This window comes from Bradyrhizobium sp. 18BD, from assembly GCF_054185225.1.
Map to the genome: position 1 here is coordinate 18,650 of NZ_JAVAYL010000006.1, position 14,947 is coordinate 33,596.

The 14,947-nt window shown below is 62.9% G+C and carries 12 protein-coding genes; 4 read left to right on the top strand and 8 right to left on the bottom strand.

Annotated elements, in window-relative coordinates:
• Positions 1-13: 13 nt before the first annotated feature.
• From RAD16_RS12665 to RAD16_RS12680, 4 genes are all read right to left on the bottom strand, one after another.
• Positions 14-1,714: an aspartate:alanine exchanger family transporter gene (locus RAD16_RS12665; protein WP_458158214.1), complete on the bottom strand. Its 1,701-nt coding sequence runs from the start codon at positions 1,712-1,714 to the stop codon at positions 14-16.
• An 18-nt stretch (positions 1,715-1,732) separates the two neighbouring features.
• On the bottom strand, positions 1,733-4,486 hold the full coding sequence (locus RAD16_RS12670; RefSeq protein WP_458158215.1) for a decarboxylase: 2,754 nt from the start codon (positions 4,484-4,486) through the stop codon (positions 1,733-1,735).
• 132 nt (positions 4,487-4,618) lie between these two features.
• Positions 4,619-6,322, bottom strand: a complete 1,704-nt coding sequence (locus RAD16_RS12675; protein WP_458158216.1) for a SulP family inorganic anion transporter — start codon at positions 6,320-6,322, stop codon at positions 4,619-4,621.
• The gene (locus RAD16_RS12680; RefSeq protein ID WP_458158217.1) at positions 6,319-6,597 is read right to left on the bottom strand and encodes a DUF1275 family protein; all 279 of its coding nucleotides are present in this window, start codon (positions 6,595-6,597) and stop codon (positions 6,319-6,321) included. Before RAD16_RS12680 ends, RAD16_RS12675 begins: the two co-directional genes overlap by 4 nt.
• A gap of 350 nt (positions 6,598-6,947) precedes the next feature.
• On the opposite strand from RAD16_RS12680, the gene RAD16_RS12685 reads away from it, so the two are divergent.
• Complete coding sequence (locus RAD16_RS12685) at positions 6,948-7,775, top strand: dienelactone hydrolase family protein (protein ID WP_458158534.1); 828 nt, start codon at positions 6,948-6,950, stop codon at positions 7,773-7,775.
• A gap of 23 nt (positions 7,776-7,798) precedes the next feature.
• Positions 7,799-8,383 (top strand): invasion associated locus B family protein, encoded by a 585-nt coding sequence (locus tag RAD16_RS12690; protein WP_458158218.1) that lies wholly within the window; start codon positions 7,799-7,801, stop codon positions 8,381-8,383.
• Positions 8,384-8,389: 6 nt separating this feature from the next.
• Here the strand turns inward: RAD16_RS12690 and RAD16_RS12695 are convergent, their stop codons facing one another.
• Positions 8,390-8,752, bottom strand: coding sequence for a response regulator transcription factor (locus RAD16_RS12695; RefSeq protein ID WP_458158219.1), 363 nt, complete (start codon positions 8,750-8,752; stop codon positions 8,390-8,392).
• Between the two features lie 195 nt (positions 8,753-8,947).
• On the bottom strand, positions 8,948-9,571 hold the full coding sequence (locus RAD16_RS12700; RefSeq protein ID WP_458158220.1) for a response regulator transcription factor: 624 nt from the start codon (positions 9,569-9,571) through the stop codon (positions 8,948-8,950).
• A gap of 306 nt (positions 9,572-9,877) precedes the next feature.
• On the opposite strand from RAD16_RS12700, the gene RAD16_RS12705 reads away from it, so the two are divergent.
• Positions 9,878-10,561: a helix-turn-helix domain-containing protein gene (locus RAD16_RS12705; protein ID WP_458158221.1), complete on the top strand. Its 684-nt coding sequence runs from the start codon at positions 9,878-9,880 to the stop codon at positions 10,559-10,561.
• A gap of 151 nt (positions 10,562-10,712) precedes the next feature.
• On the opposite strand, the gene RAD16_RS12710 is transcribed toward RAD16_RS12705, so the two are convergent.
• Positions 10,713-11,165 (bottom strand): potassium channel family protein, encoded by a 453-nt coding sequence (locus RAD16_RS12710; RefSeq protein ID WP_458158222.1) that lies wholly within the window; start codon positions 11,163-11,165, stop codon positions 10,713-10,715.
• A gap of 94 nt (positions 11,166-11,259) precedes the next feature.
• Entirely contained in the window at positions 11,260-12,348 is a 1,089-nt protein-coding gene (locus RAD16_RS12715) for an AI-2E family transporter (protein WP_458158535.1), read from the bottom strand.
• An 830-nt stretch (positions 12,349-13,178) separates the two neighbouring features.
• Here RAD16_RS12715 and RAD16_RS12720 point away from each other — a divergent pair.
• Positions 13,179-14,726 (top strand): tyrosine-type recombinase/integrase, encoded by a 1,548-nt coding sequence (locus tag RAD16_RS12720; RefSeq protein ID WP_458158223.1) that lies wholly within the window; start codon positions 13,179-13,181, stop codon positions 14,724-14,726.
• The last annotated feature ends 221 nt before the right edge of the window (positions 14,727-14,947 follow it).

The following is a 14,947-nucleotide window of genomic DNA, read 5'->3' on the forward strand; positions in this document are numbered from 1 at the left end:
TTTCCCCTTCTGATTATTGCGCTAGCAGCATTGCGAAGTAGCCGAAGATGGTGAGCAGGATGCCCGAGACGGCATAGCCGACCGGGAACCCGATCCAGGGCACAGAACTCTGGATCTCGACCGCGGCCTCGCGGCACGGGCCGGAGTGCGACCGCGCACCGGCAACGCCGCCCATCAACACGGCCGGGTTGATCTTGAAGACGTGGAAGCCGATCGCCCAGACGATGAACGGCGGGATCGTGCAGGCGATGAAGCCGACGATGAAGATCTTCAGTGCCACTGCGCCGGTGAGCTGCGCGAGCAGTCCTGCGCCGGCATTGATGCCGACGATGGCGACGAAGACGACGAGGCCGAGATCCTCCAGCACGTTGCGCGCCGCGTTCGGCGTATTGCCGAAGAAGCGCAGCCGCGACACGACCGAGGACACGATCACACCCGACAGCAACAGACCACCGGCGTTGCCGAGGCCCACCTTGGCACCGAAGGCCGGGAATTCGACCATGCCGATCAGGAAGCCGAGGATCATGCCGACCGACAGCGTCAGGAGGTCGGTCGATGTGTTGGTCCGCGCGATACGGCCCCACATGTCGCCGAGCTCGTTGACCGCCCCCTTGAGGCCAACCACCGAGACGATGTCCATCCGCTCCAGCTTGGTCTTGAGACCCGCCGGAATCTGCACGCCGCCGCGCTCGACCTTGGTCACCTGCAACTGGCCGGCGATCGCGGTGTCGCGGAAGGACTCGAAGGTGCGGCCCACCACATCCTTGTTGGTGATGAGAATCTCGGCCTGGTCCATGGGAATGCCGAGAGTCTTGGCATCGGCAACCTCCGGACCGATCAGGCCCATCTTGTTGGTGAGATGCTCGGTCGCGCCGCCGAGGGCCACGATGTCGCCCTTTTGCAGCACGAGATCGGCATCGGCACCTTGCGGTTCGCCGTTCCGCCCGACATTGACGATCCGGTATTCCGGATTCATCGCGCGGAATTTGGCGATGCTGATGCCGACCGTTGCCGGGTTCTCCAGCCGGTAGGCGCGCAGGCCGAACTGGCGATACCCGGTCAGGCCGCCGCCTTCGAGATCCTTGACGCCGTACTCCTGCTCATACTGCTTCGCGGCGGCCTTGGCGTCGACGCCCCACCAGCGCGGCAGATATTTGCAGATCAGGATGATGCCGACGGTGCCCCATATATAGGTGATGCCGTAGGACAGCGCGATCATGCCGGAGGCTTGCTCGGGCTTCATGCCCTCCGGAAGCTTGACGACGCCTGATGTCACGGCCTGCTCGGCCGAACCGATCGCCGCCGACATGGTCTGCGAGCCCGCCAGCATGCCGCCGGCCGCACCGACCGGCAGGTCGAACATCTTTGCACCAAGGACGACCAGCGCAAGACCGAGCACGCTCGACACCAGCGCCAGGATGCAGAACTTCAGTCCGTCACCCCTCAAGCTGTTGATGAAGGACGGACCGACGCGCAAGCCGACGCCGTACATGAAGAGATAGTAGAACAGGCTCTTGACAAAATTGTTCAGCTCGAGCTTCACGCCATAGGTCGACGACCACACCGACAGACCCGCGCCGACCACGATGGCGCCGGCGACCATGCCGAGGCCATAGCCCTTGATGCTGGCCCGGCCGATATAGACGGCAAGGCCGACGACGAAGAACAGCAGCAGATACGGATAGTGCTGCAGGAACTCGAAAAACGGCTTCATCCTGGTCCCCCTTACGACTTACGACGCAGCCTTGAGCTTCGGCGATGCGCCGGGCTTCGGCCGGCCGATCTTCGCCAAGGCTTCGGTGCGCACGAGCTTCAGCCCTTCCTTGGCGTCGTAGCCATGGATCTCCTTCACATCGAGCTTGCGCATGAAGTCGATGGTCTCCTGGGTGATGACCTGGCCCGGCACCATGATCGGGAAGCCCGGCGGATACGGGATCACGAAATTGGCGGAGACCAGCTCTGGACCGGCCTTCAGCCGCCGGTCGATCTCGGGATCGTTGAGACGGATGTGCTCGCAGCCCGCGACGTCATAGGCGGCATAGAAGCCGCTGCGGATGTCGCCTTCGTTGGTCTTGTCGCCGGCATCGCCGCGGAAGCTCGGGTGGAAGTGCGAGAAGTTCGGCAGATCGGGCACATCAGTCATCAGGCTCTTGACCCGCGCCGCGAACGTCTTCTTCGCGTTTTCGCCCCCCTGCGCCAGCCCCCGATCGACCTCGCCCGCGATCTCGGCGAGGACACGGATGAGATGCGCGACGTCGCTGCGGGTGTTGTTGATGTTCGACTGGACCAGCACTGAATTGCGCGAGGTCTTGTTGACCTGGATATTGTACTCGCTCGCCAGGACGCCCTTGAACTGGGTGCCATCGAAACCGGCCGTGCCGCACACCAGCGTCATCCGGGTCGGATCGAGGCAGAACTCGTCCTCGTCCAGGCTCTTGAGCGTATTCGCCCAGTTCACGCCGTCGGCGAGATAGTCGGTGAAGCCACTCTGGCGATATTGCGCCGGCACCATGGCGTCGGCCGGAAGCACGCGGAAGTATTTTGACAGCAGCGGATTGTTGTTGACCGCCTGGCGGATCGCGAACGCAACCTCGATCGCGTTGGCGACGAGCCCATAACCCTCCAGCTCCATCTGCCGCCGCGAGATGTCGAGGCTCGCGATGAGCTGCTGGTTCGGGCTGGTGGAGGCGTGCGTGAACACGGCCTCCTTGAACTGCTGCTCGACCGTGTGGAATTCGACGTCCTTGACCGACAGCATCGAGCCCTGGCGGATCGCCGACATCGACTTGTGGGTTGAGTTGGTCTGGTAGACGCGGAGGCGAATCTGCCTGGGATCGGGGATGAGCCTGGTGCTCAGCAGCGTCTCGACCGACGGCTCCTTGCCGAGCTGAGCCTGTTGCTTCTCATAGGCCTCGACCGACTTCGGGTCGTGCATCCACGCCTCGATCTCGTTGGCGGCGCCGAGGCCCGTGCGGCGGCGCAGGAACGGCGAGAAGCGTGCGAAGCCGAACCAGGCCTCGTCCCACAGGAAGATCAGGTCCGGCTTGATGGCGAGACATTCCTCCATGACACGGCGGGTGTTGTAGATGTGGCCATCGAAGGTGCAGTTGGTCAGCTCCAGCATCTTGACGCGGTCGAGCCGGCCCTCGGCCCTGGCGTTCAACAGCGCCTGCTTGATCGTCTTCAGCGGCACTGCGCCGTACATCGAATATGCCGTCATCGGGAAGGCTTCGACATAGAGCGGCTGGGCGCCGGCGAGCACCATGCCGTAATGGTGCGACTTGTGGCAGTTGCGGTCGACGATCGCGATGTCGCCCGGCGCGAGCAGCGCCTGCACGGCCATCTTGTTCGATGTCGAAGTACCATTGGTGACGAAGAAGACGCGGTCGGCGCCGAGCGCCCTCGCCGCCTTCTCCTGTGCTTTCTTGATGTTGCCGGTCGGCTCCAGCATGCTGTCGAGGCCGCCGGTGGTGGCGCTGCTCTCGGCCAGGAACAGGTTCGGGCCGTAGAACTCGCCCATGTCGCGGATCCAGTCAGACTTGAAGATCGACTTGCCGCGGGCGATCGGCAGCGCGTGGAACGTGCCGATCGGGCGCTGCGCGTATTTCTTGAGATTGTCGAAGAACGGCGTGTCGTAGCGATCCTGGATGCCTTCGAGGATCGACAGATGCAACTCCAGCAGCTCTTCCACCGAATAGAAGATGCGGCGGACGGCGTTGGCTTCGGGGTTGCCGGCGAGCTCCTCGACGTCGCGATTCGAGATCATATAGAGGTCGAGCTCGGGGCGGACGCGCTTGATGATCTGGGCGAGCCGCAGCGCGGACGCATCGGATTCCTCCTTGAGGCCGGCGGCGGTCGCCATCGCGCGGAGGACGGGCGCATCGTGCCGCGAGTGCAGGCCAAAGCCTTCGTTGACGACGACGGCTCCGAGGTTGGGATTGACCATGGTCGCCGAGAAGGCGTCCTCGAGACTGCCGACGATGACAGGCTCATAGATGAATCCGTCTTCGGGACGACGCAGCTTGCGCCATTCGGCGGCGAGCGCGGGCCATTGGCTGGGTGATACGCCGGTGACAATCAGGGTTTCGAAATAGGGCCGGCGTGCCTTATGCGCACCGAAGGTGGACGACACCAGCTCGGGCGCATCGCCATTGCCATCGTCCTTCGCATTCCAGTCGCCGGCGTGCTGGCGGAACGATCGCGTGGCCAGGGCCTGGGTGATCCGGGTCGCAAGCGACAACGACCCGGCCGCATCGCCGGCCGCAGCGGCTTCGCGCAGAGCCGCCATCAACTGCAGACCGGGATAGCCGTGGAATTCTTCAGTGACCGATAGACTGGCCAGTGCCGCGTCGTAGGCCGCACGATTCCCGCCGTGGGCCCATACCTTCGCGGCTTCGACCAGATCGCGCCAGTCGTCCGCACGCGCGCCGGGGCCGGAAAAGAACTGGTCGATGCGCTTCTGCGCGGTCTTTGTATCCTTGGCCATGCGTCTCTCCCGATCCTCTGGGACAAAGGGGATGCGGGATCGTGCTTTCGGCGCCGGTCGCTCCATTGATCCAAGTCAACGGTCGGGTTCATTCAACAGACGCGGGTGACGCTATTCGCATCGCAACACGGCTCAGGCGGTTCGCTGGGGCGGATCACCTTTGTCGTCGCTCAAAACGCTGTCGAGCGAACGCAGCCACTGGCCGCTGTCGGTCTTTTCCCCGAGTCCCTCTGCACGCAGGAGATCGCGGAGCTGCGCATGCGCGCCGACGATGCAGAGAGTGACGCGGCGCGACGCAAGCTCGTCATGGAGATCACGCAGCATGCGTGCGCCTGCAAGATCAATGTAGGGAGAGGCCGAGAGGTCGCAGGCGACGAGGTGGATGCCCGGCGAACTCCTCAGCGCCGTCAGGACCGTATCCAGGATCGTCTCGGCGTTGATGTAGAGCAGCGACGCCTCGGGGCGGAAGGCGATGATGCCGACCAGCGGCTCGACGTCCGCGTGCCTTGCGCTGTCGGAATAGCGGCCGCTGCCGGGCAGACGCCCGAGGAACGCGACATTAGGCCGCGACGCCCGCGCCAGCAGCAGGAAGATCGACGCGATCGAGGCCAGCAGGACGCCCTGCAGGATGCCGAGCAGCAGGACGGAAACGAGAGCAATCGACGCCGCGTAGAAATCGATCCGGCTGACCTGCCACATCCGGATCAGCGCGCGCACATCCACCAGCTTGTAGACGGCGGCAAAGACGATGGCTGCGAGCACCGCCTTGGGCAGATTGGTGAGCAGCCCCGTGAAGAACAACAGGCACAGCCCGAGCGTCACCGAGCAGATCACCAGCGCCAGCGGCGTACGCGCGCCTGCGTTGTCATTGACCGCCGATTGCGACAGGCCGCCTGCGACGGGATAGCCATGACCGAAGGCAGCGGCGAGATTCGCCGCACCCAGCCCCAGAAACTCCTGGCGGACGTCGAGCGGATAACCGTGCTTGGCGGCAAAGCTGCGCGCCGCCGAAACGCCTTCGATATAGGCCAGCAGCACGCAGCCCGCGGCGAGCGGAAACAGATCGTCGAACTTGAGGAGGCCAAAGGTCGGGATCCCCAGCGCCGGCAATCCTTCCGGTATCTTCCCGGTAACGGGCACGCCGAGGCCGGGGAATCCGAACACCGTCGCCACCGCGATTGCCAGTGCGACGATGGTGATGCCAACCGGCTTGCCCGGCAGCAGCCGTTCGCCGAGCAACAGCAGCAGCAGTGCGACCGCGCCGATGGCCAGCACGAGCAGATTGATCCCCCCGAGCTGCCCGACCAGCTTGATCGCCCGGTCGAAGAAATTGTGGCCGCCACCGGCAACGCCAAGCAGGCTCGGCAACTGGCTCATGATGATGGTGAGCCCCGCACCGGCCTTGAAGCCGACCAAAATGCTGTCGCTGACGAGGCGGACGAGGACGCTGAGCTTGAACAGCCAGGCAATGAAGCACAGCACCGCGACCGCGAAGGCGGCAAGGCTCGCGATCTGGGCATAGCGTACCGCATCTCCTCCGGCGAGCACACCGACGGTACCTGCGATCATCAGAGAGATCGCCGAGGTCGGACCGATTGCGAGCTGCCGTGATGAACCGAGCAGCGCGTAACCGACGCCTCCGAGCAAATAGCCGTAGACGCCGATCTGCGGCGGCAACCCAGCGAGTGCAGCATAGGCGAGCGAGACCGGAATGGCGTAGGCGGCGAGCGTGATGCCAGCGACGGCGTCGGACGGCAGCCAATCGCGCTGGTAGGATGCGAGCCAGCCGAGTGGCGGAAAGAAACGCGTCCAGTTCGCGTCGGACTGCGGATTCATCTGATCACCTCACGTGGCGTCGCCTCGCAGCGCAGCAAGACAATCAGCAGCGCGACCACGGCAATACCGAGCGTTCCGGCCAGATTCGGCAACCGGTTGTGCAGGACGCCGACCACGATCAGACACAGTATCTCGATCAGGATGCTGAGCCCGCCGGCCCGCTCCCCGGCGATGCGGCGCAGCCAGGCGGCGATCACGATGCCAACGGCGAAGGCGAGCAGCAGGACGGTCTCATCTCGGCGGTTCGCGCCGGCGGCAACATCCAGGGTACTCATGTCGGCAATGATTGTCGCGAATTCTGCATGGTTTCATAGGCCTCGGCTCGTCCGTGCCGAGGCTTGATCTGGATCAAGCAATCATCCCTCGCCGCCAATCAAATCGCGACAAAGCTGCCGGGGGAATTGCGACCATGGATACCGTCAGGTGGATGATCACCACCGCACCGGAAATCTTCCTGCTGCTGGCGATTGCGATCGGCACCATTCTCGGGCGAATCAGTCGGCAACGTCGTAGTCACGGTGCTCGGTCCGATCGTGGTCGCCGCCACGTTCTCGGGATGAGGGAGATCGCGATGCGTGGCTTGCCTGCAATCCTTCGCTCGTTCGTGACAGCTCTCTTGCTCCTTATGCTCGCTCCGCTCGCGCGCGCCGAGGACGAGGTCCGCATCCAGGAGGAGATCTGGGCCCTGCCACTGCCGCTGCCGATGTTCGCCTATCTGGTGCGCCCGGTCGGCGACGGCCCCTTCCCGCTCGTGATCATGAACCACGGCGTCTCGCTCAACCCCAGGGATCGCAGCTTCTTTCCGCTGGTCGAATTCCGCGACGCCGCCAAATGGTTCGCCAAACGCGGCCATCTCGTGGTGGCGCCGGTCGGCACGGGCTATGGCGCCGCTGCCATAGACATCTCCGAACGCGCTCTGTTCGGCCCGTTCTTCTCCAAGGTCGGCAAGTGCACCAACCCCAACTTCCATGATGCGGGCCTCGCCGTTGCGCAGGTCGATCTCTGGATCATCGACTATCTGGCTGCCGAGAAGCGCATCATTCCGAATAACGTGATCGTGGTCGGCCAATCCGCCGGAGGCTGGGCATCGATCGCTCTCTCCAGCGCGAACCCGCCGCAGGTGAAAGCGATCATCACCTTCGCCGCCGGCCGCGGCGGCCGGGTCGATGGCAAGCCCAACAACAATTGCGCGCCGGACAGGCTGGTCGAGGCGACCGCGGATTTCGGCCGCACCTCGCGCGTGCCGATGCTGTGGATCTATATCGAGAACGACACGTTCTTCGGCCCCGAACTGTCGAAGCGCATGCATGCCGCTTTCACCGGCGCCGGCGGCAAGGCCGAATATCATCTGATGCCGCCGTTCGGCAACGAAGGCCACTTCTTCATCGGCTCGCCGGACTCGATTCCACTCTGGTCGCCGCTGGTGACGAAATTCCTCGACGCGCAGAAGTAGTTCCTGATCCCGGAGACGCGACCATGCCTCGCCCTCTTGATTGTCTCTCTGGCCTCTTTGTCGTCGCAATCATTGCGATCGCAATCTCTCCAGGCATCGCCGCACCGAAGGCCGCACAGGCCGACAAACCTGCCGAGGTCGCAACGCGCGGCCAACGTGAAGCCAAGGACATCAGCTACGGCGATTGGCAAAAATTCTGCTTCAAGGCCGGCGGCGCACCGACTCTATGCCGGACATCAATCACCGGCAAGTTCGAGACCGGCCAGATGGCTGTGCGTATCGACCTGATCGAGCGCGAGGGAGCCTCGACAGCACGACTGCAACTCTTCGTGCCCGTCGGCATGTACTTGCAGCAACCGGCCAAACTAACCGTCGACCAGGGCAGCCCCCTCCGCTTGCCCTATAGCTGGTGCCTGACCAATGGCTGCATCGCGGCTGACGTCGCTCCGGCTGGGATGATCAAGCAGATGGAATCCGGCAAGACGCTGACGCTTGAGACCGTTGACTCGAATCTCCTTGCGCTGACTACGTCGGTGCCGCTGGCGCAGTTCGCGTCCGTCCACAAGGGCGCACCGGCGAAGACGCTGGAGCAATATGTCGAGGAGTGAATTGCCTCAAGCGGCAGCCGCGCGCGTCACCGACTCGATCAAGGACTGGGCCGAGAACGGCTTCGTCAGGTAAGCGACGCAGCCCGATGCAACCGCCGCAGCGCGGTTCGCGGTACTGTCGTTGCCGGTGATATAGATCACCGGCGCGGTGACACCTTTCTCCGACAGCCTCCGACGCAGGTCGATGCCCGACTTTCCGTCGATATTGATGTCGAGCACGATGCAGATCGCCTTTTCGAATCCGCCGTGATCCAGCAAGGCGCTCGCGGACTCGAACAGCGTCGCGACGAAACCGTGCTCGCGCAGCAGCCTGAACATGCTGTTGCGAACGGATGGATCGTCATCGACGATGAAAACGGACCGGCGCATCGGCACAGCGACCTTTCAGGCGGCATCGACGGTGATGCGCTATGGGCGGAACTCGATACGCCTCGCCCCTTTTCTCACGCATCTGGCAAAACGCCGCATCCGCCGCGCCTGCATGGCAGCACCGCGCCGGTGGATTTCCTATTGTCCCTTCGGGAAGTGACACCGATGGAACCGTTCGTTTTGACAACAGATCAGTTAATCGCCGTTCGCATCGATCATGCCGAGCCGCTCCGCGATCGAAACGAGCTCCGCAAGTGAATGAACCTGCATCTTCTCCATCACCTGATGGCGATGCGCCTTCACGGTGCGTTCGGTGGTGCCGAGCTGATGCGCGATCTGCTTGTTGATCTTGCCGCGCACGATGAGGTCGAACACCTGGCGCTCGCGCTGTGTCAGCTTGGCGAGGTGAGCGCGGAACATGTCGAGCCGGTTGCGCTGCGTACGCGCGGCGTCCTGGCGCGCGAGTGCACGCTCGATCGCATCGATCAGTTGCTCCGAGGAGATCGGCTTGGTCAGGAAGTCTTCCGCCCCGGCCTTGATCGCGCGCACGGTGGTCTGCGTATCAGCGTGCCCGGTCAGGAAGATGATCGGCAATTTCGAGCCCTGCTCGACCAGGCGGCTTTGCAGGTCCGGACCGCTCAGTCCCGGGATGCGCACATCGAGCAGGATACATCCCGGCTGGTCGTCGTTCGGCGAGGCATCGAGCAGGTCGATTGCCGAGGCATAGGTCGCGACATCGTAGCCGGCGAGCTTCAGCCGCCGCTCGATTGCCGTCCGGAATGACGTGTCGTCGTCGACCACATGGACCAGTCCGGGCACGCTTCACCTCTCGCCCGATTGAAACAGGACCTTTGACGTCCTCTCATTCTGCAAAGCCTTAATCAATAGTTTGATAATCGAAATATCTGCAGCGCAATAAATCGCATCGCGACCGAAGCCAAATTTTCTCATTTCGTGCAGCAAATGCCCCTTCTGTCCGTTGGTACATTGACCCTTGGGACAATGGATTGAAATACAGCCTTGGTCATAAATCAACCACGGCGGGAGTGGGATTGCGCGGCGCATCTTCCGCTGAGACGATTTGTCAGACAGACCAATTCGGCGATGAGCCTGAGGAGTTGGCCTATGTTCGTTCGCATCACGACGGATTCCGCGCTTCGCCCAAATTCCCTCCGCGACCTTGGCATGACAAGCGATTCAAATGCGCTCGTCAATTTAAGCGAATTTTCGTACAAGAAAGGCACGGAAATCTACGGCGAGAGAGAGCCCGCGGAATATGTCTACCAGGTCAAGTCCGGTGCAGTGCGAAGCTACAAGCTGCTCTCGGACGGGCGCAGGCAGATCGGCGCCTTTCACCTCACCGGCGACATTTTCGGCCTCGAAAATGGCGGCGAGCATCGCTTCACGACCGAGGCGATCGTCGACACCACCGTGCGCCTGGTGAGGCGGCAGAGCCTCGAAATGGTGGCGGAGAGCGACGCCATGGTAGCCAGGAACCTGCTCAACATGACCACGAGCAATCTCCAGCACGCCGAAGACCATATGCTGCTCTTGGGGCGCAAGACCTCGCTGGAGCGGGTCGCGGCCTTCCTGCTCGAGATGGACAAGCGCCTGACCGCCGCCGGCGTCATGGCGCTACCGATGTCGCGGCGCGACATCGCCGACTATCTCGGCCTGACGCTAGAAACGGTGTCGCGTGCCCTGTCGCGGCTGCATGAGCTCGGCATCCTCGGTTTCATCGGCAACACCCAGCGCCAGATCGTGCTCGTGGACCGGCATCAGCTCGCGGGTCTTGACCTGCAGTCCTGAAGCCGCCGCCTCCTATTGAGGCATAAGCTCGGTCTCAGACAGGCTTATTGTCCTGTCGGGGAAGATGAAGGCGAGCCCGTAAGGGTTGATGATCGCAAATAGCGCGCCGAACCCGAACAGAAAGTCGGAAACCAACCGGGACGACACGCGTTCAGGCATTTTTCCGATCCGGCAACCGTTCCATCGTTTCGAGATGCTCGAGCGTCTTGCGCAGGACCTCGAACAGGATGGCCGCGGACCAGCCGAACAGCAAAATTCCGTTCATGGCCGTCAGCGGCCCGATCAGCCGCCATTCGCGCACCGGCGTGATGTCGCCATAGCCGAGCGTGGTGTAGTTGACGAAAGCGAAGTAGAGCAGGTCGCTGTCGGGAGCGGCTACCTGAATGATGCTATAGCTCCAGGCCCAGACGACGATCTCCAGCGTGTGTGCGACCTTGAGCACGGCTGCGGTCGCCACCATGACGCCCATCAGGTGCATCCTCGGACTATCGGTCCGCCGCAAGCCGGCCGTTCGCGCGATCCATATGGCAACGACGGTCGCAAGCGCGTGGATCCCGATATTGATGACGCTGACCAGCGCGCCGACGACAAATTGGATGAGCATAAGGGTCGACCAGTTTTCCTTGTCTTTCGAGCCTGCGTCAGAGTGACGAAAGGCGATTCGAGATCAGCGTCATGTTGTGCGGCGGTTGCAAGCTCTAGGCCTCTTCCACCGTCCGCACCGCTGTGGATCGGTCGATCCTGATCCAGGCCGCCGCGAGCTCCCAGGCGAGCGCCAGAATGACCGGACCGATGAACAGGCCGATGATGCCGTGCGCCAGCGTGCCGCCGATGACCCCGATCAGGATCACCAGCGTCGGCGTGGTCAGGCCACGCCCCATGACCAATGGCTTCAGAATGTTGTCGAGAAGACCGACGACGACGAAGAAGATCGTCAGCGGCAGCGCAATGGCGACGTCCTTGACCATCCAGATCCAGATCACCACGGGAATGAGGACGATGGTGGCGCCGATCTGCACGATCGACAACAGCAGGACGATGATTGCGAGCAGACCGGCGCTCGGCACGGCAATGAGCTTGAAACCGATGCCGGCCAGCAGCGCCTGGATGATCGCAACGCCGATCACGCCCTGCGACACCGCCCGGATGGTCGCCCCTGAGAGCTCGAGAAAATGCTCGCTCTGCTCCGGCACGATCCGAAACAGGAAGCCGCGGACCGCGCCGACGAGTTGCGGGCCGTACGGAAACAGGAAGCCGGCGACGAGCACAGAAAGCAGGAACTGGAGCGTGCCGACGCCGGCACCGCCGGCGAACGACAGCATCACGCCAGCCAGCGGCTTCAGATAGGGCGTTACCTCGCGGAGCACGGCGCGAATATTGGTGTAAGCCAGATTCCAGAGATCAAAGAGCTGCTGGCCGACCAGCGGCCAGCTCTTGATCCACTCGGGCGCGTCCTGGAGCATGAGATCGCCGGTGCCGATCTGGCTCGCAAGGTCCTTGATGCCTTCGATCGCGCTCAGCCCGAGCCACGCCGCCGGGCCGATCACGATGCCGAGCATGACCAGCGTGAGGATTGCCGCGGCCGTCCGCGGCCGGCCGCCGAGGCATTTTGCGAGCCAGCTGAAGGCCGGATAGAACGCGACCGCCAGCACCGCGCTCCAGGTCAGGATCGGCACGAACGGCCGGATGATCAGGAACGTCCAGAAAATCACGAGCGCGAGCAATCCGAGCCGGATCACCAGCTGGATCACCTCGTCTGCAGAGAGAAGCGAGCGCAGCGTCTTCAAGCCGGTGCCTTCCTCGGGACTTGGACTGTGCAGTGAACGTAACGGGCCGCTGTGTGCGGCAGGCTTGATCTGGATCAACACGCGGGCCGTCGCGCTTCGGGGCGCGGTGTGCGCCCCACTTCTTGCGACGACGACATCACCAAATCCGTCATCCTGAGGCGCGAGCCACGGGGCGCAACGGGTCCCGTGGGGAGCGTCGAAGGATGCACGGCCTCAGTGCAGCCGGGCCGTCGCCCTTCGAGGCCTCCGCTTCGCTCCGGCGCCTCAGGGTGACGGTGATGGATTGGCGCACGCTTTCTCCACCTCGTCATTGCGAGGAGCGAAGCGACGAAGCAATCCAGAATCCCTCCGTGGAAAGATTCTGGATTGCTTCGCTACGCTCGCAATGACGGAGCAAGGGGCAGCATCGTCAGCCTCCAACACGCGTTTCAACTTGCAGACACACCTCCGCATTCTCGCGGCTCAATCCGCCCGAGCTTTGCTTGGTCATTCCACCCTCTGATCCAAGAGGGCGCAGGGAAGACCGGGTGCCGGCTGGCACCCGCGGTCCGCTGCGCGAAAGTGGTGCGCTAGGAGACCGCACAGCAGCATACAGGTGAAGCCAATCACACGGCCTTCCCTGCGCGATGGTCGGACGGCTTATGCCGTGCTCTCCCGAGAGCCGAATTCCCTTTGGCCTCCCTCGCCTTCGCAGAAGTCGCCGGCATCGCGCCGGTTGACCCGATGCCGCATCCGCAAAGACTTGACCGTAGCAACGACGGCCAGGACCACACGTCTATATTTTGGCATTCGGTGAAACACGCCGAAACTACGAAAACCCTTTAAAACAAGTGCTTTTCGACTACCCTGATGCGGGCTGTTTCAGCGCGCTTCACCAAAATAAGGGCCCGGCCCTAAGCGTTTCAGCGTCCGCACGACAAACTGAAAGCCCCAAGCCGAACCCTTTGGTCCCAAGCCCAAGGAGCCGAAACCACATGAATACTACCATCGCCCCCTCCCCCGCCGGCAAGCGCGGCCGCAACAGCAGCGTCATTCTGACCGACCGCATGTGCGAGAAGCGCGTCGTCGAGCGGGTGAAACTCTATGACCGCAAATGCCCTGGTCTCTACGTCAGCATCACCACGGCCGGGGCTGCGACCTTCTCGTTCAAGTTCACCGACAGGCAGACCGGCAAGCAGCGGACCGGCTGGCTCGGCGTCTACAATCCCGAGACCTTCACGGTCGAGGATGCCCGCAACAAGGTGTACGGCCTCAAGGGACTGGGTACTGGGGCCCTTGCCGAGACCTTCCGCGACGAGAAGGCCACGAAGGCCAAGCGTGGCAAGACGGTTTCCCAGATCATCGACGAGCGCATCGCGTGGATGAAGACGCTGGTGAAGAAGCCGGATGGCGAAATGCGCCCCCGGCTGGAGGCATGGGAATATACGGCAAGCCATCTCGGCCGCTTCATTCGCCCCCGCCTCGGCAAGAAGCTGGCCATGGAGGTCACCAAGCATGACATCGCCACGCTCTCGAATGATATCGTCGCGGGCAAGTTCGGTAAGCCATCGGTCAGCAACGCGCGTCATATGCGCAAGGCGGCCTCTGGCCTGTTCAACTGGGCGGCGGAGGCCGGCCGCGACTACGTGACGGCGAGCCCCTGCGTCAATCTGCCCAAGCTCGATCCGGAGTATCCCCGCACGCGCGTCCTGTCCGAGGATGAGATCAGGATCTTCTGGCATGGGCTGGACCGCAACGACCTCCCCTATGACCGAAAGACCCGCCTCGCGCTCAAGTTCGAGTTGGTCACGATGCTCCGCTCTCGTGAACTGCTCGGTGCGCACCGGGAAGAGCTGTTCGACCTCGACGGCGACTACCCGCGCTTCGACGTGCCCCTCAAGCGCGTCAAGAAGCGGCGGGTCATCCAGCAGCCGTTGTCCGACTTGGCGGTCGAGATCATCCAGGAAGCGCTCACCTCTGAAGATCAGCAATTTGTTTTCGAAAGCCCGATGTACAAGGGCCAGCCAATCCACCGCAAGGCGATGGCCGACGCGCTCCGCGGCACAAAGCACGAGACGAACAAGGACAAAACCAAGACCGCTGGCCTTTGCGAGCTACTCGGCCTCAAGCCGTTCACGCCACACGATCTCCGCCGGACGGCAGCGACTTTGGCGGGCGATCTCGGCTTCGACGACGCATGGATCGCGAAGTGCCTCGACCACGCCGCGAGCAAGAAGGCCGAGCAAATCGTACCAACCGTTACCGGTAAGGTCTACAATCACTCCAAACGGATGAAGGAAAAGCGCGCGGTGCTTGATGGCGTCGCGGCTGAGCTGAGGCGGATTATCGGTGAGCCTGCCGTGAAGGCAGCTAAACCGAAATTGCGGGTCGCGGCCTGATCCACAACCTGCATCAACTGGCGGGCAGTCGGCGTGAGCAGCCCGGTCAGCGTCAAGCTGGCCGGACTTCTCTTTTGACTGCTTACGCGACCTTGCGTGGATTTACTGCGGCCACTCCGTGCAGAGCCTGATTCCGATCATGACCAGCGAGCCGACTGCAACTGCCACCGGACAAATAAACGGCAACTCATCGAGCACGACAACAACGACCGCCCGGAGGC